Source organism: Oceanobacillus jordanicus, from assembly GCF_022095695.1.
In the GTDB taxonomy this organism is placed as follows: Bacteria; Bacillota; Bacilli; order Bacillales; family Amphibacillaceae; genus Oceanobacillus_B; species Oceanobacillus_B jordanicus.
This window is the reverse complement of record NZ_JAIFZM010000001.1, coordinates 340,064-363,434: the sequence shown is the minus strand read 5'-3', so window position 1 is coordinate 363,434 and position 23,371 is coordinate 340,064. Positions and strand designations below refer to the sequence as shown.

Annotated in this window: 21 protein-coding genes; 5 read left to right on the top strand and 16 right to left on the bottom strand. The window is 38.5% G+C overall.

Annotated features, from left to right (window positions below; translation table 11 throughout):
* Positions 1-5 precede the first annotated feature (5 nt).
* Positions 6-629, top strand: coding sequence for a YpmS family protein (locus K3T81_RS01730; RefSeq protein ID WP_036577585.1), 624 nt, complete (start codon positions 6-8; stop codon positions 627-629).
* Between the two features lie 79 nt (positions 630-708).
* Here K3T81_RS01730 and K3T81_RS01725 read toward each other — a convergent pair whose 3' ends face one another.
* A complete protein-coding gene (locus K3T81_RS01725) occupies positions 709-1,338 on the bottom strand; it encodes a hypothetical protein (RefSeq protein ID WP_106898100.1) in 630 nt (209 codons plus the stop codon).
* A gap of 224 nt (positions 1,339-1,562) precedes the next feature.
* On the opposite strand from K3T81_RS01725, the gene K3T81_RS01720 reads away from it, so the two are divergent.
* On the top strand, positions 1,563-3,185 hold the full coding sequence (locus K3T81_RS01720; protein WP_238017827.1) for an ABC-F family ATP-binding cassette domain-containing protein: 1,623 nt from the start codon (positions 1,563-1,565) through the stop codon (positions 3,183-3,185).
* 155 nt (positions 3,186-3,340) lie between these two features.
* Here the strand turns inward: K3T81_RS01720 and K3T81_RS01715 are convergent, their stop codons facing one another.
* Together K3T81_RS01715 and K3T81_RS01710 are read right to left on the bottom strand one after the other, a co-directional pair.
* On the bottom strand, positions 3,341-4,291 hold the full coding sequence (locus K3T81_RS01715) for an L-threonine 3-dehydrogenase (RefSeq protein WP_238017825.1): 951 nt from the start codon (positions 4,289-4,291) through the stop codon (positions 3,341-3,343).
* Positions 4,292-4,319: 28 nt separating this feature from the next.
* Positions 4,320-5,510: a glycine C-acetyltransferase gene (locus tag K3T81_RS01710; RefSeq protein WP_238017823.1), complete on the bottom strand. Its 1,191-nt coding sequence runs from the start codon at positions 5,508-5,510 to the stop codon at positions 4,320-4,322.
* A 432-nt stretch (positions 5,511-5,942) separates the two neighbouring features.
* On the opposite strand from K3T81_RS01710, the gene K3T81_RS19450 reads away from it, so the two are divergent.
* Positions 5,943-6,074 carry a hypothetical protein gene (locus K3T81_RS19450; RefSeq protein ID WP_259343647.1) on the top strand — a complete coding sequence of 44 codons (132 nt, stop codon included), beginning with the start codon at positions 5,943-5,945 and terminating at the stop codon, positions 6,072-6,074.
* A gap of 100 nt (positions 6,075-6,174) precedes the next feature.
* Here the strand turns inward: K3T81_RS19450 and K3T81_RS01705 are convergent, their stop codons facing one another.
* The 11 genes from K3T81_RS01705 to K3T81_RS01655 form a co-directional block, all read right to left on the bottom strand.
* Entirely contained in the window at positions 6,175-6,975 is an 801-nt protein-coding gene (locus K3T81_RS01705; RefSeq protein WP_106898104.1) for a 3D domain-containing protein, read from the bottom strand.
* 363 nt (positions 6,976-7,338) lie between these two features.
* Positions 7,339-8,349 (bottom strand): ABC transporter ATP-binding protein, encoded by a 1,011-nt coding sequence (locus K3T81_RS01700; RefSeq protein WP_106898105.1) that lies wholly within the window; start codon positions 8,347-8,349, stop codon positions 7,339-7,341.
* Positions 8,342-9,370 carry an ABC transporter ATP-binding protein gene (locus K3T81_RS01695; protein ID WP_238017821.1) on the bottom strand — a complete coding sequence of 343 codons (1,029 nt, stop codon included), beginning with the start codon at positions 9,368-9,370 and terminating at the stop codon, positions 8,342-8,344. The genes K3T81_RS01700 and K3T81_RS01695 overlap by 8 nt, the downstream gene beginning before the upstream one ends.
* A gap of 17 nt (positions 9,371-9,387) precedes the next feature.
* On the bottom strand, positions 9,388-10,308 hold the full coding sequence (locus tag K3T81_RS01690; protein WP_238017819.1) for an ABC transporter permease: 921 nt from the start codon (positions 10,306-10,308) through the stop codon (positions 9,388-9,390).
* Positions 10,308-11,243: an ABC transporter permease gene (locus K3T81_RS01685; protein WP_238017817.1), complete on the bottom strand. Its 936-nt coding sequence runs from the start codon at positions 11,241-11,243 to the stop codon at positions 10,308-10,310. Before K3T81_RS01685 ends, K3T81_RS01690 begins: the two co-directional genes overlap by 1 nt.
* 297 nt (positions 11,244-11,540) lie before the next feature.
* Positions 11,541-13,226: a peptide ABC transporter substrate-binding protein gene (locus K3T81_RS01680; RefSeq protein WP_238017815.1), complete on the bottom strand. Its 1,686-nt coding sequence runs from the start codon at positions 13,224-13,226 to the stop codon at positions 11,541-11,543.
* A 338-nt stretch (positions 13,227-13,564) separates the two neighbouring features.
* Positions 13,565-14,500, bottom strand: a complete 936-nt coding sequence (locus K3T81_RS01675; protein WP_238017813.1) for an ABC transporter ATP-binding protein — start codon at positions 14,498-14,500, stop codon at positions 13,565-13,567.
* A gap of 1 nt (position 14,501) precedes the next feature.
* Positions 14,502-15,560 (bottom strand): ABC transporter ATP-binding protein, encoded by a 1,059-nt coding sequence (locus K3T81_RS01670; protein ID WP_238017811.1) that lies wholly within the window; start codon positions 15,558-15,560, stop codon positions 14,502-14,504.
* Positions 15,561-15,578: 18 nt separating this feature from the next.
* Positions 15,579-16,598: an oligopeptide ABC transporter permease gene (opp3C, locus tag K3T81_RS01665; RefSeq protein WP_238017809.1), complete on the bottom strand. Its 1,020-nt coding sequence runs from the start codon at positions 16,596-16,598 to the stop codon at positions 15,579-15,581.
* On the bottom strand, positions 16,595-17,527 hold the full coding sequence (gene opp3b, locus K3T81_RS01660) for an oligopeptide ABC transporter permease (RefSeq protein WP_106898113.1): 933 nt from the start codon (positions 17,525-17,527) through the stop codon (positions 16,595-16,597). Before opp3b ends, opp3C begins: the two co-directional genes overlap by 4 nt.
* A 125-nt stretch (positions 17,528-17,652) precedes the next feature.
* Positions 17,653-19,338, bottom strand: coding sequence for a peptide ABC transporter substrate-binding protein (locus K3T81_RS01655; RefSeq protein WP_238017807.1), 1,686 nt, complete (start codon positions 19,336-19,338; stop codon positions 17,653-17,655).
* Between the two features lie 385 nt (positions 19,339-19,723).
* Between K3T81_RS01655 and K3T81_RS01650 the strand changes: the two genes are divergently transcribed.
* Positions 19,724-20,065, top strand: coding sequence for a DUF3899 domain-containing protein (locus tag K3T81_RS01650; RefSeq protein ID WP_106898115.1), 342 nt, complete (start codon positions 19,724-19,726; stop codon positions 20,063-20,065).
* Between the two features lie 204 nt (positions 20,066-20,269).
* Here the strand turns inward: K3T81_RS01650 and K3T81_RS01645 are convergent, their stop codons facing one another.
* On the bottom strand, positions 20,270-21,199 hold the full coding sequence (locus tag K3T81_RS01645) for a DUF1002 domain-containing protein (protein ID WP_238017805.1): 930 nt from the start codon (positions 21,197-21,199) through the stop codon (positions 20,270-20,272).
* A gap of 226 nt (positions 21,200-21,425) precedes the next feature.
* Positions 21,426-21,569 (bottom strand): hypothetical protein, encoded by a 144-nt coding sequence (locus K3T81_RS01640; RefSeq protein ID WP_238017803.1) that lies wholly within the window; start codon positions 21,567-21,569, stop codon positions 21,426-21,428.
* Between the two features lie 534 nt (positions 21,570-22,103).
* On the opposite strand from K3T81_RS01640, the gene K3T81_RS01635 reads away from it, so the two are divergent.
* The gene (locus tag K3T81_RS01635; RefSeq protein WP_106898117.1) at positions 22,104-23,309 is read left to right on the top strand and encodes an MFS transporter; all 1,206 of its coding nucleotides are present in this window, start codon (positions 22,104-22,106) and stop codon (positions 23,307-23,309) included.
* The last annotated feature ends 62 nt before the right edge of the window (positions 23,310-23,371 follow it).

Below are 23,371 nucleotides of genomic sequence, written 5' to 3'. Positions count from 1 at the left end.
AAACAATGACAGATCGAAAAGAACGTAGGAAAGTAAAAAGTAAATGGAAAAAGTTATTTTATAGCTTATTAGCGATAAATGTTGTAGTGGTAGTCATCCTCCTTGCGCTTATCTTCTGGCCAGTCCCTGATGCTTCCTATCCCGAAAATGAGGCAACATCTCAGGATGAAAGCTCAGAATTTGTTGTAAGAACGACAAAACAAAATCTTAACGACCTAATAAACGCTTATACAGACCAATTATTGAAGGGCACGAGTCATCACTACCGTATCGAATTAGATGAGGATGTACACCTGATTGGAGAACTTCCTGTATTCTCCGCAACAGTTCCGCTCTCTGCACACCTGGAACCATTGGTACAGGAAAATGGGGATATTATATTGAAGCAAAAATCAATATCCATAGGGTTACTTGAATTACCGAATCGAAAAATAATGGAGTATATTGGAAAGTACCTCCCTATGCCAGACTGGGTGACCGTGAATCCAAAAGAGGAAGAAATTTATGTTGCCGTTACAGAAATGGATATTCGAAGTAATTTCGAAGTTGGTGTAGAACATATTGATCTTGAGGCAAATAATCTTGCTTTCCGTATTCGAATCCCTTATCAGACCTTAGGAATTGACTAATGTTGTTGGGAGAGGAAAAAGTAATCGTAATTGCATCGTAATTCTCTCCTAACATAAAAAAACGAGCAATAGCTCGTTTTTATCGAATAACAAATCGTTTAACTTTAGAAGATAATAGAAAAATAAATGATTGCTTTTGTTCTGTCTGCGTTCCAGTTACCAAAGTTTTCTCTTGCCTCATTAAATGACGCGGATAATGTTCTAATTTCCCTTGATAAATTAATTGCATACCTTCCAGCGTTCGTAAATCACCAGGCCTTATAAAATGGGATGGTTTCTTTACCTGGATTGTATTTACACCCTCTAGTACTGTCGCCACAAATTGTGAGCAAAACAGGGCGTTTTTACGATTTATTTTAATATGAAATAATACACCAAAAAGTCCAATGAAATTATATCGATAATTATCTTTCTTTGCTTCAATTTCTTTTATATTTTCCATGATCTGTTCGCATTCTTCTGCTGAAATGCTACAACTGTATACAGCACACTGAGAGTTTCTTAGAAAATCACTTGTTACGTCTTCTTCTACAAATCCTCCAATAAAAGGGTTTCTTGGACGTTTTCTTCCAAAGCTATATACTTGTCTTAGCTCTCCATCAAGAGAAATGGAAACGTGGTTTAGCGATTGCCGTGTACAAAAGTTTATGGCCTTTGCCAAGTAAGTACCTGTATCAGTAAATAGCAAATAAATTGTTCGCTCTTGCAAATCAGTCCCCCCTCTCCAATCTTACTTCTCTCTATATGTTAAGATGCTTGTTTCATAATCCCTTTTTATCTACTATTGCAAAAAACGAACAAATATACAAGTAAATTTTTAGAAAAGATTACTTCCTATTATAATATATGCGTGTTATACATTGACGAAACCTCTTAAATACCGTAATCTAACTGTGACTGCAATTTCATTTTTATTGGAGGAATCGGTTATACATGATTAATGTAAATAATGTAAGTTTACGATATGGAGATAAAAAATTGTTTGAGGATGTAAATTTAAAATTTACACCCGGCAATTGTTATGGTCTAATTGGGGCCAATGGTGCAGGTAAGTCAACGTTTCTAAAGGTTTTATCGGGTGAAGTTGAAGCCCAATCCGGAAATGTAAGTCTCTCACCAGGAGAAAGACTTGCTGTATTAAAACAGGATCATTTTGCTTATGAAGATCATCAAGTGTTGGAAACAGTTCTGATGGGTCATGAGGAACTATATGCTGTCAAACAAGAAAAAGATGCTATTTACATGAAAGGCGACTTTTCTGAGGAAGACGGTATGCGTGCAGCTGAACTTGAAGGCGAATTCGCTGAAATGAATGGTTGGGAAGCTGAATCTGATGCCGCTGTTTTATTAAAAGGACTAGGCATTGACGAATCCCTTCACATGTTACAAATGGGCGATCTTGCTGCAGACCAAAAGATTAAGGTACTCCTTGCTCAAGCATTATTCGGTAATCCAGATATTCTTCTACTGGATGAGCCAACAAACGGACTAGATATTCAAGCTATCCAATGGTTAGAAGAATTTCTAATTAACTTTGAGAATACTGTTATTGTGGTATCCCATGATCGTCACTTCCTAAACAAGGTGTGTACACACATAGCGGATGTAGATTTTGGTAAAATCCAAATTTATATCGGGAACTATGATTTCTGGTACGAATCCAGCCAGTTGGCTGCACAAATGGCACAAAATGATAATAAGAAAAAAGAAGAGAAAATTAAAGAATTACAAAACTTTATTGCCAGGTTTAGTGCAAACGCCTCTAAATCTAAGCAAGCAACATCAAGAAAGAAAATGTTGGATAATATTACGTTAGATGATATCAAGCCATCATCACGTAAGTATCCATACATTGCTTTCACGCCTGAACGTGAAATTGGCAATGATCTTTTACGTGTAGAAGGGTTAACAAAAACTGTTAGTGGTGTGAAGGTCCTTGATGACATCAGCTTTACTATGAATAAGGATGATAAAATTGCCTTAGTCGGTAAAAATGACATTGCAAAAACAACGTTATTTAAAATCCTTGCAGGCGAAATAGAACCAGATGAGGGTACGTATAAATGGGGTGTAACAACATCTCAGTCCTACTTCCCTAAAGATAACGCTGCTTACTTTGAAAACAATGACCTACCATTAGTTGACTGGCTTCGTCAATATTCACCAGAGGATGAAACAGAAACATTCCTTCGAGGCTTCCTTGGAAGAATGCTGTTCTCGGGTGAAGAAGCACTTAAAAAAGCAAGCGTCCTTTCCGGTGGTGAAAAAGTGCGTTGTATGCTGTCTAAAATGATGCTAAGCAATGCCAATGTCCTAATGTTAGATGAACCAACTAACCATCTTGATTTGGAATCCATTACCTCTCTAAATAATGGACTAATTAAATTCAAAGGTTCTATCTTGTTCACGTCACATGACCATCAGTTTGTGCAAAGTATCGCAAACCGTCTAATTGAAATCACACCAAATGGTATTGTCGATAAAGAAATGAGCTATGACGAGTATGTTGCAGATAAGAAGCTTCAAAAAGAAATTTCTGCAATGTATGCTGGTTAATCTGTTACCCTAAACATAAATTGGAGCGAATTACGCATCAAGCGTAATTCGTTCTTTTTTCACCTTAAATACTCGACTTCTTTTCTAAAAGCTTGTCTTCCTAAAAAACACCCCGAAAGTAGGGTCTACTTTTCGGGGTGTTCCTTATTGAATTCTTATTGTTTTACAAGCTTCTGTTCTACTTTTTCCAGCATTTCTTTTGTCATTCTATCAATATCGTAATCTGCTTTAAATCCCCATTCTTTTGAAGCAACAGACGAATCTATGCTATTCGGCCAGCTGTTGGCAATATTTTGTCGGACTGGATCCACATCATAGCTTAATTTGAAATCTGGTATATGCCTTTGGATCGCCGTTTCGAAGTCCTCTGGTGCAGCAGATATCGCAGAAATATTAAAAGCGTTACGATGTTCCAATTTAGTAGGATCAGCTTCCATTAACTGGATAATAGCATTCAGAGCATCCGGCATGTACATCATATCCATTTTCGTACCTTCGCCTATATAAGAGTGATAGGTCTTCTTTTTAATTGCTTCATAATATATCTCCACGGCATAATCTGTGGTTCCCCCGCCCGGCGGTGCGACATAAGAAATTAGACCAGGAAAACGTACCCCTCTCGTATCCACACCAAAGCGGTGGTAATAATAATCAGCCAATAGTTCTCCTGCTACCTTATTTACACCGTACATTGTGTTTGGACGCTGGAGCGTGTCCTGTGGAGTGTTATCTTTTGGTGTAGATGGACCAAATGCGCCGATTGAACTAGGCGTGAAGAATTTTAGATCCAGCTCACGCGCTACTTCAAGAGCATTTACAAGGCCGCCCATATTGATATCCCATGCGACTTTTGGGTAGACCTCCGCTTTTGCAGACAGCAATGCAGCCAAGTGCATAACTGTATCTACATTGTACTTGTTTGCTACTTCATGAAGTTGTTCAGCATTCGTCACATCGACGATTTCAAAAGGGCCATCATTATGGCCGCCCTCTGCTTCTCGAATATCTGTACCAATAACATTGTCCGTGCCATAAGTCTCTCGTAGTTTGCCCAAAAGTTCGGAGCCAATTTGGCCTAGGGCTCCTGTCACTAGTATTTTTTTCATCGTTTCAAACCCCTCATCTTCGTTGATGCTAGATTATGCCCATCTCTTTACCTACTTTTTCATAAACCTTCAAGGCGTTATCCAGCATTTCTTTCGTGTGTGCAGCAGTTGGCATGTTACGGACACGCCCTGTGCCTCGTGGAACTGTTGGAAACACAATGGATTTTGCATATACGCCTTCTTCATAAAGTCTTCTGCTAAATTTTTGGGTATCATTTTCGTCCCCAATTACACACGGGGTAATTGGTGTTTCACTATTCCCAATATCAAAGCCTAATTCTTTCAAACCGGCTTTCAAGTAGTTGGCATTTTCCCATAGTTTTTCATTAAGTTCTGTGCTTTCCATTAATAACTCAATAGCTCGGGTACTCGCAACTGCATCTGCTGGTGAAACGGCTGTGGAGAAAAGAAATGGACGGGAGCGAACTTTCAGCCAGTCAATTAAGTTTGCCTTACCAGCAACATACCCGCCAATTACGCCAATTGCTTTAGAAAGTGTTCCCATTTGGAAGTCCACCTTATCCTGCAAGCCAAAATGCTTCACTGTTCCGGCGCCTTTACCAAGTACTCCTGAGCCATGTGCATCATCCACATAGGTGATCAGATCAAACTCCTCTGCAATTTCCACAATCTCAGGAAGCTTGGCAATATCGCCATCCATAGAAAATACACCATCGGTTATAATCATTACTTTATTATAATTGCCTGACTCTGTTGCCTCTTTTGCTTTTTGACGAAGGTCTTCCATATCAGAGTGATTTACACGGATTATTTTCGCCTTTGATAGACGGCATCCATCAATAATGGATGCATGGTTTAGTTCATCCGATAAAATTGCGTCATTTTTATCCATAACAGCTGAAATTGCTGCCATGTTACAATTAAAACCAGATTGGAAGGAAATTGCCGCCTCTGTACCTTTAAATTCAGCTAGCTTTTTCTCTAAATTTAGATGGAGGTCCAGCGTCCCATTAATTGTACGTACGGCACCAGCTCCAACACCATGCGAATCTACAGCATCTTTCGCAACCGCTTTCAGTCTATCATCTGTTGCGAGACCTAAATAGTTGTTGGAAGACAAGTTCACTAACGACTTTCCATCAATGTTAATTTCCGGGCCGTTTGCACCGATTACTGGATCAATTTCATTATATAATCCACGTTCTTTAAGTTCAGCAATATTTTCATTTAAAAAGTTATTTAGTATCTTACTACTCATTACTTTTTCCTCCTTATATGGCAATCACATGGATTTATCCCGGTGCAACCGTCCGTAAGTCTCCCACTTCTTGAGGTGAAACTGTATGTTTTTAGTGAGAGAAAACGGACGCTAACACCCCGATTCGTTCAACTAACAATCAGTGTTAAGAATGAACCCCACTGATTGAAGTTTCACTTTGTTGTACTTCTTCTTTACTTTAAGTTTAACACAAAGCCAACTAAATGTTTAATGGAAGTAGGTACCTGTTAAATAGTCTTACTCTTCTAAAACCCTTACAAATTTGTAAGAATTACCTGTAAAAATGTAACCAAAAAGCATAGCTAGGAATATCAATCTCGATTATACTTAAAATATAACGTGAACCTTCAATTGGTGGGGGGATTACTGCCAGTTTTAAGGCAGGATAAATAAATTAGTGGAGGCATCAGCATGAAGAAATTACTTGTAGCCTTATTTGCAGTGCTCATCGTCGGATTTGGCGTAATTGGTTATACTCAAGTCAATGATGACGCAACAGAAATAGTTGACGAAAACTCGCATTCTATTAGTGTCCAATCTTAGATAAAATATATGTTTAATATAAAAAAATAAAAGGAAAACATCTACTAAACGATGCTTCCCTTTTATTTTATAAAGCTTATATTTAATTTTAATTGTTTACTTATTCAACAACAGTAACATCTACTGTACGTACGCCCCAGTCATAAGCGGCATCTTTGTTTGGTACGTGCAAGTCAATTTTATTACCTTTAATTGCTCCGCCGATATCGGCAGCTGTGGCATAACCATAACCTTCCACATAAACTTTAGAACCAAGTGGAATTACATTAGGGTCCACAGCGATTACTTTTGCATCAGGGTTTTTATTTAAATCAACACCTGTTGAAGTAACACCAGAGCAACCATCACAATTTGCAGTGTACGCAGTTGCTGTTACAGAGATCGTTTTTCCTTCTGCTTTTTGATCGGAATTTGAAGTTTGTTTCGTTGTTTTCTCTGCTTTAGTTTCTTGCTCTTCTTTATCGGCTTTAGCATTGTTCTGTGTAGTTACTTCTTTTTCCTCTGTTTCTTTCTTTTCAACTTTGGCAGCTGGCTTGTTGTCCTCTGCAACGTTTACACCCTGAATTTTTAACTCTTGTCCAATTGTAAGTAAATCAGAGTCTAGCTCGTTCCATTCTTTCAAATCTTCTACCGTAGTATCAAACTTTTTAGAGATACCAATTAACGTATCTCCTTTTTCTACCTCATACATTTCATTAATAAATAATGTTTGTTTTGGTAGTATCACAGTGGATTTCAATTCATTTATGTCAACTAGATCGTCTACGGTTGTGTTATATTCGTCTGCAATGTCCCACAGGTTGTCTCCAGGTTTTACCTCGTACTCTTCTGCTGAAACAGTTGTTGCAGCAGCGCCAGCAATAATAATGCCTGTTGCGAATGAAGCTACTAATTTTCTCATTCGATAGTCCCTCCTTGAATTTCTGACATTGACTATCGTACCACACGGGTAGAGTCAATGCAGTTACAAGACTTTTAAGAGTCTATTACAAGCATTACCAAAACTAGCCTCAAATATTACAAATATAATAGATTTGTGTCAAATTGCCTATATATCTCACTAATATTACAATAGATTGCTAATATACGTATCTTATTACATAAATGCACACAGAAAAAAGAGGACGGGACAAAGTTATTTACGCAAATGATAAACACGAAGTAATGGTGTCTGAAAAACCGCTTCAGAAATATTCTTCGCTTATTCTAGCTATCATCCGTCTTTTGACTAAAACTTTCTGTTATGTCCCGTCCTCTTCTTCTATTAATTAGCCTGTTTTTGTTTGTATTCTTGATTATACTTATCATTATACAAGTGGCATGCAACCCAATGCCCTTCTGTATGCTCTTGCCATTCTGGTTCCACTTTAGCACAAGACTCCATAGCAAATGGGCATCTTGTTCTAAAGCGACAACCGCTTGGTGGGCTTACAGGGCTTGGGACATCGCCTTCCACTATAATACGCTCGCGGGAACGTTCTACTTCTGGGTTTGAAATAGGAATAGCACTTAGTAATGCCTGTGTGTATGGATGTAAAGGCTCTGCGTACAAATCATCACTTGGCGCAATTTCTGCCATTTTCCCTAAGTACATAACTCCTACCCGATCGCTGATATGTTTTACCATGGACAAGTCATGAGCGATAAATAAGTAGGTAAGCCCATGTTCTTTTTGTAATCTTTTAAGAAGATTAACAACCTGTGCTTGAATAGAAACATCCAGTGCAGATATCGGCTCATCAGCTACAATAAATTTAGGGTCTACTGCCAATGCACGGGCGATACCAATACGTTGACGCTGCCCTCCACTGAACTCATGGGGATACCTGTTACCATGTTCACTGTTGAGCCCCACTGTTTCTAGCAATTCATTTACCTTGTCCATTCTTTCTTTTCTTGAATGAGCCAGCTTATGAATATCAAGCCCTTCTGCAATAATATCCTTAACCGTCATACGTGGGTTTAATGACGCATAAGGGTCTTGGAAAATCATCTGCATATCCTGGTTAAACTTCTTTAATTCCTTTTTACGTTTCTTCCCATGAACGTTTTCACCATAGAAGTCAACTTCGCCTTCTGTTGCCTCGTATAATCGCATAATGGTTCTTCCTGCAGTAGATTTTCCGCAACCAGATTCCCCTACAAGTCCAAAAGTTTCACCTTTGTAAATATCAAATGAAACACCATCGACAGCTTTCAATATATTTTTCCTATCTAGTTTAAAATGCTTTTTTAGATCTTTTATTTCTAGTAATTTTTCTTTGCTGCTATGCATGTGTCTTCACCCCTTCAACTCTTGCAGATTGAGGTGGTTCCACATCAGGAGCACGCTCATCTAGCAACCAGCAGGCTGTTTTTTGTGTAGCAGAAACATCGGTATATTCCGGCATGTGATTCTCACAAACTTTCATTGCATAGGGGCAACGGGTAACGAAAGGACAACCCTTTGGAGGATCCTTTAAATCTGGTGGAGACCCTGGTATCGCCTCCAATTCTTCCTCTTTACTATCTAGACTTGGCATGGAAGAAAGCAAGCCCCATGTATATGGATGTTTTGGTTGATAAAAGATTTCATCAACATTCCCTGTTTCTACAATTTTCCCACCATACATTACAGCAACCCTACTTGCAGCATTCGCAACAACGCCAAGGTCATGTGTAATGAGAATGATAGCTGTTCCAGTTTTCTTTTGGATTTCACGCATCAGGTCAAGTATCTGCGCCTGGATTGTTACATCTAAAGCCGTGGTAGGTTCATCAGCTATCAATAGCTTTGGATCACAAGCAAGTGCTATTGCAATCATAGCACGTTGCCTCATTCCCCCCGAATATTGGTGGGGGTATTGATTAATTCTAGTTTCAGGATTTGGAATACCTACAAGTTTTAACAACTCAACCCCACGATTATGGGCTGCTTTTTTCGACATATTTTGGTGCTTAATCAGGCCTTCAGCAATTTGCTTTCCAACTGTCATAGTTGGATTTAAAGACGTCATTGGATCCTGAAAAATCATACTAATGTCTCTTCCACGAATCTCTTCCATTTGCTTGTCCGACTTATCAACAAGATTTTCGCCATTAAACATAATCGAGCCGCTGGTAAATTTTCCGGGAGGCATCGGAGTTAATCTCATAAGTGATTGTGCAGTTACACTTTTACCTGAACCAGACTCTCCCACAATGGCCAATGTTTCTTGTTCATGTAGGTCAAACTCTACACCACGGACCGCCTGGACTTCTCCTCCATACGTTTCAAATGCTATCGAAAGGTCTTTCACCTCTAGTATTTTACTCATTTGTATCTTCCCCTTTTCTATCTTTCTTTCGGATCTAGAGCATCTCTCATTCCATCTCCAATTACGTTAAAAGCCAGCATGGTCAAACAAATGAAAAAGGCTGGAAAGAATAGCTGGAATGGGAAGTACTGAAACGATGCTAATGCATCAGATGACATGGTTCCCCAACTCGCAAGTGGTGCAGGGACACCAAGTCCAAGAAAACTAAGGAATGCTTCTGTAAAGATTGCAGTCGGAATAGTTAGTGTTAACGTAACAAGGATCGGGCCCATTGTATTTGGCACGAGATGCTTAAATAGCAATCTTACATTACTCGCTCCTAGTGATTGTGAAGCCAACACATATTCTTCTGACTTTAATTGCATAACCTGTCCTCTAACAATTCTGGCCATATTTATCCAACCAGTAATTGTCATCGCTATAATCAGCGTCCATAGGCCCTGTGGAAGTATTACCATAAGCAATATTACAACAAGAAGATATGGCACACCGTATAAAATATCTGCAACACGCATCATATACTCATCTACTTTTCCGCCAAAGAAGCCTGCAATGGAACCCCAAATAATTCCAACAATAAGGTCAATCAAGGCTGCCATTAGTCCAATAAACAACGAAATCTTAGCACCATACCACGTTCTTGCAAAAATATCTCTTCCAAGGTTGTCTGTCCCAAACCAATGTTCCGCAGAAGGTTGTTTGTTTGCACTTAAAAGGTCGTTCTCAAAATAATTATGCCCTGATATCGGTCCACCAATAAAAGACATGATTCCTAATAAGATTATGACGACAACCCCAGAAAGTGCGAGTTTATTCTTCTTAAACCGTCGCCAAGCATCCTTCCAATAGGAGTTACTTTCCCCGGCAATTTTCTCAGCTTCATTTTCATCCACGTATAGTGGTTCGAAATCTGAATCCTTCAATTGTGTTTGTGCCATTACGATTTGCCTCCCTTGCCAGTAACCTTAATTCGTGGGTCGACGAGACCATATAATAAGTCCACGATAAGAATAGATATAAGTAACAGCACACTGAAAAATACTGTCGTACCCATGATTACCGTGTAATCTCGGTTTGTTACACTTTGTACAAACTCACTGCCCAACCCGGGAATACCAAAGATACTCTCGATAATAAAACTTCCTGTTAGAATGCTGACAACCAGCGGCCCCAAATAGGATACTACTGGTAAAATCGCATTTCGAAGTCCGTGTTTGTACGTTACTACTTTTTGACTCATCCCTTTGGATTTCGCCGTCTTTATATAATCCGAATTTAGTACTTCCAGCATACTTGAGCGCATAAGTCGTGCTATAAAAGCAAGTGGAGTCGTAGCTAGTGCAACGGCTGGAAGGATGGAATGCCAAAATGTATCAAACCTACCCACAGGTAACGCTCCCAGCTTAATTGCAAATATATATTGAAGAATAGTCGCCATTATAAAGCTTGGAACCGAGATACCTAGTACCGCAATTACCATTGCCGTATAATCACCAAATTTATTGTGCTTTACTGCTGCAACCACACCGAGTAACACACCAATTGATAAAGCAATGAAAATAGCTTCAAGGCCCAGTATTAGGGAATATGGAAAACTTCTTGCAATAATATCTGTAACGTCTTGGCCAACGTATTTAAAAGAAGGGCCAAAATCAAAGGAGAAAGCGTTGACCACATAATTCATATATTGTACGTGCAATGGTTCATCCAAGCCATATGCCTCATTCATCTGCGCCTCTATGGCGGGGGTCAATTTTTTTTCGGAAGCAAAGGGACCACCAGGGGCGGCCTGCATTAAGAAAAAAGTAATGGTTACGATTAAAAACAAGGAAACAACAATGTAAACAAGTCGTTTCAGCAGATATCTTGCCATATGTACACACCTCCAATTTTATTTCTAAATAAATGAAGTATTTAGTTAATTCCAAATTTAAAGGGAGTGAAATGGTTCACCCCCTAAAAAGTACCGAGTCACCCAACATGTTGGTGTCAGATACACAGCTGATAAAGAAAGCTCTAGTAGGAGCTTCGCTATTATGTTCATTATTCTTTCTAGGAGTTTAATAGTCGTGTTGTTATTTTCTGGAATTTTCTATGTTAAAAGATATGGGGAGTATAGGGGTATATAAATTATATACCCCTATACTCCATTATTGTTTATAATCTTTTTTTACTCTTCTGTTAGGTAACCCCACTTAAATTGAACTCCACCAAGCCCAGAAACTTCGATATTCTTAACATTGTCTTTACTTAACCATGCGTTTGTATAGAAGTATACTGGAGCAATTGGCATTTCATCCATAAAGATCTTCTCTGCTTCACGTAAGATTTCTTTACGTGCATCAGCATCGCCCTCTGTTCTTGATTGCTCAAGTAGATCGGAGTACTCTTCGCTCTCCCAATTTGTGTAGTTGTTTCCACCTACTGATTGGAAGATTTCAAGGAAGTTGATCGCATCGTTAAAGTCAGCTAACCAGCCCATTCTTCCTGCTTGGAAGTTACCTTCGCCCATGCTGTCAAGATATACGTTCCATTCTTCGTTATTTAGTTCAACTTCTACACCAAGATTTTCTCTCCACATATCCTGTACGGCCTGCGCAATCGCAGCATGCGCCTCATCCGTGTTATAAGACAAGCTTATTGGTGGTAATTCGTCCATACCTAATTCTTCTAAGCCAGCTTCCAAGTATTCTTTTGCTTGCTCAGCGTTATTGTCTTCAAAGTACCCTTCTTCATTTTCTTCCCAGATTGATGGAGGAACTAGTGCCATTGCAGGTTGCTCTTCACGCTGCGTAATACTTTGCACTATTCCTTCACGGTTAATCGCTGAAGCAAATGCTTTACGGATATTTACATTATCAAAAGGAGACTCTTCTGTATTAAATGCATAATAGTATACACCCGCTAGTGGTGATAGATTTAACGATCCGTCCTGCTTCAAAGATGGAATTGCTGGAAGTGGTAATGAACTTGTCGGATCTCCCGCCCAATCCAATTCTCCACCATTGTACATTTCTAATGCTGTATTAGCATCGTCAACCATATACATGTTAATTGTTTCAAGTTTTACTGTTTCGGCATCCCAGTAATCTTCATACTTCTTAAGTACTACCTGATCTTTATGTGCCCATGATTCCAAAGTGAATGGACCATTTGTTACGTACATGTCAGATGCTTCCTGAGCCCAATCATCATTACCTTCTACTACTTTATGGTTAACTGGATAATAAGTATAAAATGCTGTTAGATCAAGGAAATATGGAGTTCCTTGGTTTAATTCCACGACAAGTGTTTTATCATCTTCTACTGTGATTCCTACATCATCCAAGGATGCTCCTTCTTCTTTTGCTGCTTGAGCTCCTTTAATTGGATATAGCTGATAAGCATAATCAGTATCTGCATGGTCAGGATTTAGCACCCATTTCCAAGCATATTCAAAATCCTGTGCTGTTACAGGGTCACCATTTGACCAAGTTGCATCCTCACGAATTTTAAACGTGTATGTTTTTTGGTCATCTGAGACTTCATATGACTCAGCCATTGCTTCTTCAACTTCGCCATCTTGGTTAATTCGCATTAGACCTTCGAAAACCTGATCAAGTACAGCTCCGGAAGTAGTGTCCGATGCGGTCCCTGGATTTAATGAAGGTGGCTCTGTTTTTATGTTTATATCAAATGTTTGGTCAGCAGCAAGCTTCTCTTCCCCATCTGACCCTTCTGAATTATCTGAACTGTCTTCCCCTGCATTACTGTCTCCACTGGATTCTTCTCCCGAATCATCCCCGCTACATGCTGCTAATAGAAGACCTAAAGCAAAAACCAAAGTTAATAGCAAAAACCATTTCTTCTTTAACATTCATTGACCCTCCTAATTCTTCTCTAGTATAATTAACAGATAATTCGAAATTACCCATGAGCAAATTATACTACTAATTTAGAATTATTTCACTACTTTTTTGCAAAAAAGTTAGTATTATTAGATATTTAAAATATTCAGTTATTTATTTATACACGTTTCAAACCCTTGCTATTACTTGGATTTAGACTGGTAGGATTAAGAGTTTTTAACTTAAAAAATTTTGTGATTACTCTATTTAAAATACATATAACCTAAAAAGCTCCGATTACCAAACTTGATAATCGGAGCCTTCTATCTAACTAGGCAATTATGTTCTAGTTTCTCTCTAGTGAAACCTATACAATATACTTTGCTTTGTATTCTGCAAACTCTTTCTCTGAACAGCTGACAAAATGTCCTGGTGCTACTTCACGCATTTTTACCTCTTCCCCTTGCTCATACTTATGCTGACTAGCGTCATAAGTTTTTCGCACTCTTGACCGTTCGTAATCAGGGTCTGGAAGCGGAATAGCTGAGAGTAATGATTGCGTATAAGGATGCATGGGGTTACGGTATAAATCCTCCGCTGGAGCAAGTTCAACCAACTTCCCAAAATACATAACTCCAATACGATCACTTATATATTTAATCATAGACAAATCATGCGCTATGAATAAATAGGTTAACTGTTTTTCTTTTTGCAATTTCTTCAACAGGTTTACTACTTGCGCTTGAATTGATACATCCAAAGCCGAAATTGGCTCATCAGCAATGATAAATTCAGGATTTACAGCTAGTGCGCGGGCAATCCCGATCCTTTGTCTTTGTCCACCAGAAAATTCATGGGGGTAACGGTTAGCGTGTTCACGATTTAGGCCTACTGTCTCCAATAGTGAATAGACTTTTTCCGCCCGATCTTTTTGTGATTTGGCAAGACCGTGGATGTCCATCCCCTCTGCAATAATATCAGATACCTTCATCCTTGGGTTTAATGATGCATAAGGATCCTGGAAAATCATTTGCATTTTTTGGTTAAATTCCTTTAACTCAGAACTAGATTTTTTTCCATGAACATTGACACCTTTATACAGAACCTCACCATCTGTAGCATCGTATAAACGTATTATCGTTCTTCCGGTTGTCGATTTCCCACAACCAGATTCCCCAACAAGCCCTAATGTTTCGCCTTTATAGATATCAAAAGTTATCCCATCAACAGCGCGGACTTCTTTTGGTTTGCCAACATTAAAGTGTTGCTTAAGATTTTTTACTTCCAATAGCTTTTCCGTCAAGTCACTCTCCCCCTTTCAAAGAATTAGCTTGTTTCGCTTGGAATTTAGCCATTCTTTCTTTGACCGCAGTAGGTGGCTCTACTTTTGGCGAATTAGGGTGCAGAAGCCATGTGGCTGCAAAATGAGTGTCCGACACTTTGAACATTGGTGGTTCTTCTTCCAAATCTATCATCATTGCATAAGGGTTTCTTTGAGCGAACGCATCACCCTTAGGGGGATTAAGCAAGTCTGGTGGAGTACCAGGAATCACATAGAGCTCCTCTTCTGTACTATCCAGGCTAGGCATTGAGCTAATTAGTCCCCATGTATATGGATGTTGTGGATTATAAAAGATTTCATCCACTGTTCCAATTTCGACAATTTTACCACCATACATGACTGCTACACGGTCAGCAACATTTGCTACAACGCCTAGGTCATGCGTAATAAAAATAATCGATGTCTCAATTTGTTTTTGTAGATCTTTCATTAAGTCCAATATTTGGCCTTGTATCGTAACATCTAAAGCAGTTGTTGGTTCATCTGCAATCAGTACTTTAGGAGCACAAGCGAGTGCAATAGCAATTACCACACGTTGTCTCATTCCTCCAGAGAATTGATGCGGATATTGCTTTAGGCGAATTTCCGGTTTGGGAATTCCAACTAAATCCAACAATTTAATTGCACGTTCCTTTGCTTCCTGTTTGCTTAACTTTTGATGTTTTAATAAAGGCTCCATAATCTGCTTTCCTATTGTCATTGTAGGATTCAAAGAGGTCATCGGATCCTGGAAAATCATTGAAATATCCTGGCCACGCACTTTTTGCATCTCTTTTTCCGATGCTTTGGTAAGATCTTTACCATTAAAAAGGATATTCCCAGCTTTTATTTCAGAATTCCCTGGGGGTAGCAAGCGCATAATAGACTTGGTTGTTACCGATTTACCAGAACCTGATTCTCCTACAATCGCAAGCGTTTCTCCTTCATTTAAATCAAAGTCCACTCCACGGATTGCCTGTACTTCTCCTGCAAATGTATGGAACGATATATGAAGATCTTTCACTTCCAATAGTTTTTTCATATCCATTTCACCTCAATTTTAATCGCGCATTTTTGGATCAAATGCATCACGAAGTCCATCTCCAATTAAATTACATGTTATTAAAATAATACAAATCACAATACATGGAATAACCATTAAGTGAGGCAAGAATTGGAACGTTTTATATCCGTCGGAAATTAATGTACCTAGGGATGCTTCCGGTGCCTGTAACCCAATTCCAATAAAACTTAGAAAAGCTTCAAAGAAAATAGCACTTGGTATCGTGAACATCGTGTTTATAATAATAACGCCTGACAAATTTGGTAATAAGTGTTTAAATAGCAACCTGTTGTTTTTGGCTCCAAGTGTTCTTGAAGCTAAAATATACTCCTGATCCTTTAGTTTTAATACTTGTCCACGTACAACCCTAGCCATTCCGATCCAGCCAGTGATAACCATGGCAATTGTAATGGACAAGATACCAGGATTTAAGATCAACAACATTAAAATTACAACGATCAAATTCGGTATGCCAGAAAGCACCTCTAGGATTCGTTGCATGACATTATCAACTCGTCCACCTCTGAAACCAGAAATCAAACCGTAAATCACACCAATGAGCATATCGATAACTGCTGCTAAAAGTGCTATATATAATGAAACTCTAGTTCCCAACCAAGTACGAGTGAATAAATCACGTCCAAGGCTATCTGTTCCAAACCAGTAATAATCGTCTACATTGAGATCATCATATTTATTTACTTCTTCCCCACCAATTTTCTGGGTACCATCAAATATCCCTAATTTTTCTAAACCTTGAATACGAGGCGCAAGGTTGTTTCTTGTAACATCTTGTTCGTACCCGTCGTGAGGAGAAAGATGTGGGCCTATTATAGCCATTAGAACCACAAGGGCCAAAACAACTAAACTAATTAGCGCCCCTTTATTCTTTCTAACACGAAGCCAAGCATCTTTACTAAATGAAAGTTGTGGTTTCGCGATTCTCTCATTATCACCATTCTGCTGAGGAGCAGGTGCAAACCGGTGCTTTTCTATCTCTTCTGCACTTTTTGTCATGATTTATCCCCTCCAGCCAAGCGGATTCTTGGATCAATAATTCCATAGAGTATATCGATGATTAAAATGATCACTGTCAACAAGAAAGCAAAAAACAATGTTGTCCCCATAATGATTGGGAAATCATTTGTTTGAATGGATTTTACAAACTGCTCACCAATTCCTGGAATAGCAAATATTTGCTCTACAACCATGGAGCCGGTCATTAATCCAACGGCCATTGGCCCTAGTACAGTTATCAGGGGAATGAGCGCGTTGCGGACAGCATGTTTGAAGGATACTTCCATTCTGGAATTACCTTTTGCTTTAGCTAATGTAATATAGTCTGACCCTAAAACATCAATCAGTTCCGTTCTCATAAAACGAGCTGCTGTTGCGATAGGGAAAATTGCTAATGCAATGGTGGGCATGATCGATGAGGAAAATCCATCCCATGAAGCGACGGGGAGCCATCCGAGCTTAACTCCTATTACGAATTGAAGAAGTGCTGCGAATACAAAGGATGGAATAGATTTTCCAAATACAGCCAAGAACGTACTCCCGTAATCAATCCACGTATTTTGGAACATTGCAGCCAGTACACCAAGTAAGACGCCAATTATTGTTCCTATTAGCATTGCTTGAAAACCAAGCTGTAATGATGGTCCTACTCTATTTGCTAATAGGTGCGTTACAGATTGATTGTCAAATTGAAACGATACTCCCAAATCACCTTTTACAATATTGATCATATAATTCGCATATTGTACAGGTACCGGTTGATCCAAGCCATACTTCTCATTTAAAATCTCTCGCTGTTCAACTGATAATTTTTCTTCATTTTGAAATGGGGTACCAGGCAGAAACTTCATTAAGAAAAATGTTACTGAAGCTATAATAAACAACGTAATAACTAGAAAAATTATACGCTTTGTAATATACTTCGCCATCCTGTTTCCTCCTAAACACAAATAAATGAAAATTTTCTAAATAAACGGGTACAAAAACGGATAAAAGAGAGTATATGAAATACCCTCTTTTACCATTTTGCTGGTTATTCTTTTAATTACTTATCTTACTTTTCAATTGTTACATTTTTAAGTGAATAATCTGGGCCAAATAAATGTTCTTCTAACCCTTTTACATATGGTTTAATTAGTGTTAATCTTCCGCGTTGGTAAATAGGTGCAACTACTGTATCCTCTTGTACTAAAAGTTTTTCAGCTTCTAACATTACTTCCCAACGTTTAGCAGGATCATTTGCATATTTCACTTTAGCATCGTCGATTAACTGATCGTATTCTTCATTTGAATAACCTGTATTATTATTTCCTCCATCTGTAACATACAAATCAAGGAAGGTCATTGGATCCAGGTAGTCAGGTCCCCAACCATGCATTACAATATCGTAATCTTGCTTCGTCACTGTATCAAGACGTACTTTAAATGGTACATTTTTTAGATTAACAGTTAGACCTTCAAGATTTGTTTCCAACTGGTTTTTGAAATACTCAGACGTTTTTTTGGCATTTTCTGTATCATCACTTAGATAATCTAGATTAAGTTCATCAACGCCTAATTCTTCCAAACCTTTTTCCCAATACTCTTGGGCTTTTTCTACATCATATGAAATTAGACTTCCACTTTCTTCTCTGAAGTCCTCACCAGTCTCCGGATTTTTTGCCAAGCCTCTTGGCACATAACCGTCAGCTGGAACGGAACCATTAGATAGTACCTGTTCAGTATAAGCCTCTTTGTCAAAAGACATAGCTAATGCTTTACGAATATTCTCATTAGCTAATGGAGTTTCTTCACCATTACGTTCTTGGTTAAACTTCAAATACCAAGAGCTTCCTTCTTCAAACGTAGCAGCATTTTCGTTACCTTTGTACTGTTTCGCATATTCTGCGCTTAAGGCAGCTGTACGATCTGCTTTTCCAGTCTCAAATAAGTTAACCGCTGTACCTGGTTCTTTAGAAATCTGTACATTTACTTCATCTAAGCTTACATTGTCTAAATCGTAATATTCGTCATTTTTAGTATATTTCCAATTTAGGCCTGTGCCATCCCACTCTTCAAGTACAAATGGACCGTTTGCTAGCATATTGTCACTATTTGTACCAAAATCGTCACCTTTTTCTTCAACGAACTCTTCATTTAATGGTAAGTAAGTTCCAAATGCAAGTAATGAATTCAAATACTCAACCGGTTCTTCAAGTGTTACCTTTAATGTATAATCATCAGTGGCTTCTACACTCAATTCTTCTGGATCAGCTTCTCCATTTACGATCGCCGTTGCATTTTCTATAATCCCAGAAAACATGTAAGCGTATTGTGACCCAGTTTCAGGATCTACTGCTCTTTTCCAAGCATAAACAAAATCGTTTGCAGTGACTGAGTCACCGTTAGACCATTTTGCATCTTCACGCAATTTAAAAGTGTATTCCTTTCCATCTTCACTAATTTCAGGCTCCCCATCGGCTATTGCTGGGATAGGGTTATCATTTTCATCTAAAATATATAGACCTTCCATTGTTTGTCCAAAAACAATAAAGCTTGAGGCATCTGTAGCTAGTGCCGGGTCGCCAGTCGGAATTTCTGCTGTTTCTATCATATTTAGGACTTGTTTTCCTGACTCTGAGGAATTGTTACTATCTCCTCCATCATCACTGCCAGAATCTGAACCAGAGTTACAGGCAGAAAGTACTAATCCTACTGTTAAAGCTAAAGCAATAATGAGATAATATTTTGACTTTTTCACTTTTTACACTCCCTTTTCTTATTCACAATAGTTATTATACAAACAAGGGAATTAATTGTAAATTGTCTTTTAATTCGATAAAATTTGACACTTTATGTCGCAAAATAGGTCAAACCAGCATGTTATAAGGGTTTATAAGGGGAATCTTCTAACAATTTTCGACAAAAACCGCACATAATTTCATAATTTTTACAATCTTTAAAATACCAAACTCTTTCAAAATTACCAACTAATGGTATTTTATTCAACGGGACTTTAGTCTAACTAGTGATAACGGGTACCTCTTGTTTTATCACTATTTCTCTTTCCAATAATATAGAATTTATAATTTCTTAACTAACTAGTGATATAATGATCCATATATTCTTTTAAGGAAGTTGATAATATGTTTAAAAAAGTCTTGTGGTGGATTGTAATATCACAATTATTAATCCTCTTGTTCACTTTTATTTTTTACAACGGGATTAACCTTCTGTCCTATACAAATGTCTCCTTTATTGTTGGTACCTTCTTCATCCTTTATTCATTAGCAGGCTATGTGTTGAAGGGCAGATTTTTTGATATTGTATTTTATAGTTTTCAGCATTTTTTTAGTCGTATGCAGGATAAGGACAGGCGTCCGCTATCAGAACTCGTACCACAAAACTACTTAATCCCTTTCATGGTAGGTGTAATAACAATAGCTGTAATGCTTTGCACATTATTGCTGTATAACCTGTCTGTTTAAAGCATGCGTAATTCTGGAAAACGCGTAGTTAACGTATCCATAAAGCAAAATAGTCACAATAAAAGCACTCATAGCCCCGCGAGGTCAAGAGTGCTTTTATTGTGATTTATAAAATCTGCCTTTAAATAAAATTGTTTGTAAATAGGTTTATCATTAGATAGAGATGGATAACTCCGATCTTTGTTCCCCATCCCCCCATAATATCTAGTTGAATAATCCTTTTATCATGTTACTGAGAGACTGGAAGATTTCTCGGAAAAAGTTTCCTACCTTCTCCCAAAAGCCCTCATCTAAGCCGAGTTCATCAGCTTTATCTTTAATTGTTGAAGCAATATCTTCTAATTGATTTTTTACCTGATCAAAATTTATATTAAGGTCACGCATTCTGTTAAATAAATCAACTAGCATTTGTCTATCTGCATCACTTAACGTGATGTTCAACTTGCTTAATTGATCTTCAACAATTTGTTCAACTTCCTCTTTTGTTGCAGGGTTTTGCTCTGCAATCATCTTCTTGATCTCGGCTAATAACTCACTTACTTTCTCTTGATCCATACCTTCTTTTTCCGCAAGGTCTGTAGCAACATCGAGCTCGTCACTAGCTAGTTCCATCCGTTCCTTGTCGAGCTCTTCTCCCTCTACATCATACGCTTTATAAATACCTGTCAAAGCAGAATGACCACTAACCTTTACAGGTGAGGCAACATCAACGGTGGCATTTTCAACCCCAGCAGTAAGCAACGCATTTGCATACATTTCCTTTGTTACTTCCGTTATATTTTCTGGTGTTACAATATTGATCGTCAGCCCATTTCCTTCTTCTTGTCGCACTATCTTTGCACTTGAATACATATTGGAGTGCACATCACCGTTAATATAATTCGCTATATCCTCTCCTGTAACATTGTATTCTTGTACTGCTGTAGCATCGGCAACCTTCAGTAAGCTACGAACCTCTTCTCTCTGTGATTCTGATAAAGTGTCACCATAAACAACAATTGGAGCTCCAAGCTTTTCATTGATACTGTCTGAATCACTGGCACCACTATCGGCCATTACCTGTACGGAAGTTCCCAACATAAATAATGCAATAAGTATAAGCGTAAATACTTTTTTAATCGTATATTTTTTCATCTTCGTTTCCCCTCGTATAGTATATTTAGGCATTCACTTTTTGCCTATTTCTTCTTTCATTTTTAAAGTCCTAAGACAGTTAAACACCGTTACCTTTCGCTACAGACGGACGCTTTCCGTGGGGCATGGCTTGAGCCTCGGGCCAACAGGAGGTTGGTCACGAAGGCGTTGCCACAGGAGGTGGCGGTATTAGCCTTTGCTCCTTCATTCTGTGGGGTCTCAAGTCTCATGCTATTCCCACAGGAGTCGCCGCCATTCGTTCTAGGTAACCTGATTTTCGTTTCTCTTCCAATGAATTCATATCAATCACTTGGACAATCTCTGTTGTTCTTACAAAGGCATGTGCTGACGTATACACTAGCCCGGACACTTTACCACCTGAAGAGCACTCGTTCTAACCGCAAGAAAATTTGTACGCTTGGTTGATGCGCTACTACGCAAGAACCAAATCTACACGCCGTAAGGAGCGTAGATATAGGAAGAAACTGTCGTTTCTAAATCCTATTAAATGGTACCCGTAATGTACAATTTTTTATTGGTCTAGTTTCGTGATGCTTTTTTGTAAGATTTGTGCCCTGATAATCAAATAACTTATCAATCTTTCCTTGAGATGTTACCGCAGGTCTTTTTCCTTAGAATGCTAGGAAGGTTGTACGAGGGTCCAACTCTATGAGGCTTTCTGGACTTCTCTTTAGCATATGCCTGTCCATTTGGCAATATCCCTCGTTACTATTATACCTTTTTCGGGATTAAATGAATACAGTTGAATTGTTAAGAAAAGGAATGCAAATAACTTTAAACAAAGGGTAAAATAAGATATATTTAGGGTAACGAAATATTTTTAAGAAAGAAGGGCATTGCAATCATTGATCAGAATAGTTTAGTAAAACGAAACTTAGCTATCATGTGGTTAGCTAACTTTTTTATTGCCGGAAGTATCACGATGGTGCTGCCATTTATCTCTTTATATATAGAATCAATGGGGAATTTCTCTGATGCTTATGTACAAAATTGGTCAGGATGGATTTTTGCTATTACGTTCGTATCTGCTTTTCTCTTTTCGCCGATCTGGGGAAGAATTGGTGACAAATACGGCAGAAAAAGAATTCTCATTATATTAGCCATCGGATTAGGTTTATCTGTATTTTTAATGGGCTACGCCACAACAGTCTGGCAGCTTTTTTTATTGCGTTTGTTTATGGGGATCGTAACTGGGTTTATCCCAATGTCACAGGCATTCATTTCCACCCAAACTCCCAAAGAAGTTGCTGGGAAAGTCTTAGGAACCCTGCAAACCGGGAGTATTACAGGAACGTTAATGGGTCCATTACTCGGTGGGGTCCTCGCAGATGCATTTGGCTATGCGAGCACCTTTAAATGGGTATCTTTAACCGTATTTCTTTCTGCTATTATTGTTTTCTTTGGCATTAAAGAACTGAATTTGAGAATTTCAGAAGATGATTCGGATTATAAATCCTACTCTAGTAAAGAGGTCATTCTTCATATTATAAGAAAACCCGTCTTGCTTGTTGTTATGCTGATATCCGTACTTGTGCAAATAGCACACTTTAGCATTCAGCCTATTCTGTCATTGTTCGTCGCCGAAATACATGGCCCAGTGAGTATTGCTTTCTTTTCTGGAATGGCCTTCTCAGCAGCCGGTCTCGGCAACTTACTCATGGCCAGGAGATGGGGCAGGTTAGGTGATCGTATAGGCTATATTAAGATTCTCATCTTCCTTTTATTCATGGCAGGGATAGTCTACTTACCTGGTGCCTTTGTTACAAACATCTGGCAACTAGTAGTACTAAGATTCTTGCTGGGGATTTCAATTGGCGGCATTATACCCGTACGTATAGCATATATAAGGCAGGAGGCACCACTTTCCATGCAAGGAGAAGTGCTCGGCTATAACACCAGTTTACGCTTCCTAGGAAACATTATTGGTCCTGCGTTAGGCGGAGCGCTGTCTGGATTTTTCGGCTTCTCTTCTGTTTTTCTAGTGACAAGTGTATTACTCATTATAAGCGGTATTATCATGCTTGTGACATGGTATAAACATGAATATAGTGGAAGACACAGGCATTCCTTTTCCGCCTCACGACATTAGCTAGTTTACCACCTTTTTACTGAGTAGATTTTTTTAAAAATGCATGACGCTCTATAGCATCC

Bases quoted from the DNA above. Each gene is read 5' to 3' on its own strand.
- K3T81_RS01705 (WP_106898104.1), bottom strand. From the start codon at position 6,975: ATGAGAAAATTAGTAGCTTCATTCGCAACAGGCATTATTATTGCTGGC.
- K3T81_RS01635 (WP_106898117.1), top strand. From the start codon at position 22,104: ATGTGGTTAGCTAACTTTTTTATTGCCGGAAGTATCACGATGGTGCTG.
- K3T81_RS01710 (WP_238017823.1), bottom strand. From the start codon at position 5,510: ATGAGTAGTAAGATACTAAATAACTTTTTAAATGAAAATATTGCTGAA.
- K3T81_RS19450 (WP_259343647.1), top strand. From the start codon at position 5,943: ATGAAGAAATTACTTGTAGCCTTATTTGCAGTGCTCATCGTCGGATTT.
- K3T81_RS01650 (WP_106898115.1), top strand. From the start codon at position 19,724: ATGTTTAAAAAAGTCTTGTGGTGGATTGTAATATCACAATTATTAATC.
- opp3b (WP_106898113.1), bottom strand. From the start codon at position 17,527: ATGGCGAAGTATATTACAAAGCGTATAATTTTTCTAGTTATTACGTTG.
- K3T81_RS01695 (WP_238017821.1), bottom strand. From the start codon at position 9,370: ATGAGTAAAATACTAGAGGTGAAAGACCTTTCGATAGCATTTGAAACG.
- K3T81_RS01685 (WP_238017817.1), bottom strand. From the start codon at position 11,243: ATGGCAAGATATCTGCTGAAACGACTTGTTTACATTGTTGTTTCCTTG.
- K3T81_RS01700 (WP_106898105.1), bottom strand. From the start codon at position 8,349: ATGCATAGCAGCAAAGAAAAATTACTAGAAATAAAAGATCTAAAAAAG.
- K3T81_RS01730 (WP_036577585.1), top strand. From the start codon at position 6: ATGACAGATCGAAAAGAACGTAGGAAAGTAAAAAGTAAATGGAAAAAG.
- K3T81_RS01670 (WP_238017811.1), bottom strand. From the start codon at position 15,560: ATGAAAAAACTATTGGAAGTGAAAGATCTTCATATATCGTTCCATACA.
- K3T81_RS01690 (WP_238017819.1), bottom strand. From the start codon at position 10,308: ATGGCACAAACACAATTGAAGGATTCAGATTTCGAACCACTATACGTG.
- K3T81_RS01715 (WP_238017825.1), bottom strand. From the start codon at position 4,291: ATGAAAAAAATACTAGTGACAGGAGCCCTAGGCCAAATTGGCTCCGAA.
- K3T81_RS01645 (WP_238017805.1), bottom strand. From the start codon at position 21,199: ATGAAAAAATATACGATTAAAAAAGTATTTACGCTTATACTTATTGCA.
- K3T81_RS01720 (WP_238017827.1), top strand. From the start codon at position 1,563: ATGATTAATGTAAATAATGTAAGTTTACGATATGGAGATAAAAAATTG.
- opp3C (WP_238017809.1), bottom strand. From the start codon at position 16,598: ATGACAAAAAGTGCAGAAGAGATAGAAAAGCACCGGTTTGCACCTGCT.
- K3T81_RS01680 (WP_238017815.1), bottom strand. From the start codon at position 13,226: ATGTTAAAGAAGAAATGGTTTTTGCTATTAACTTTGGTTTTTGCTTTA.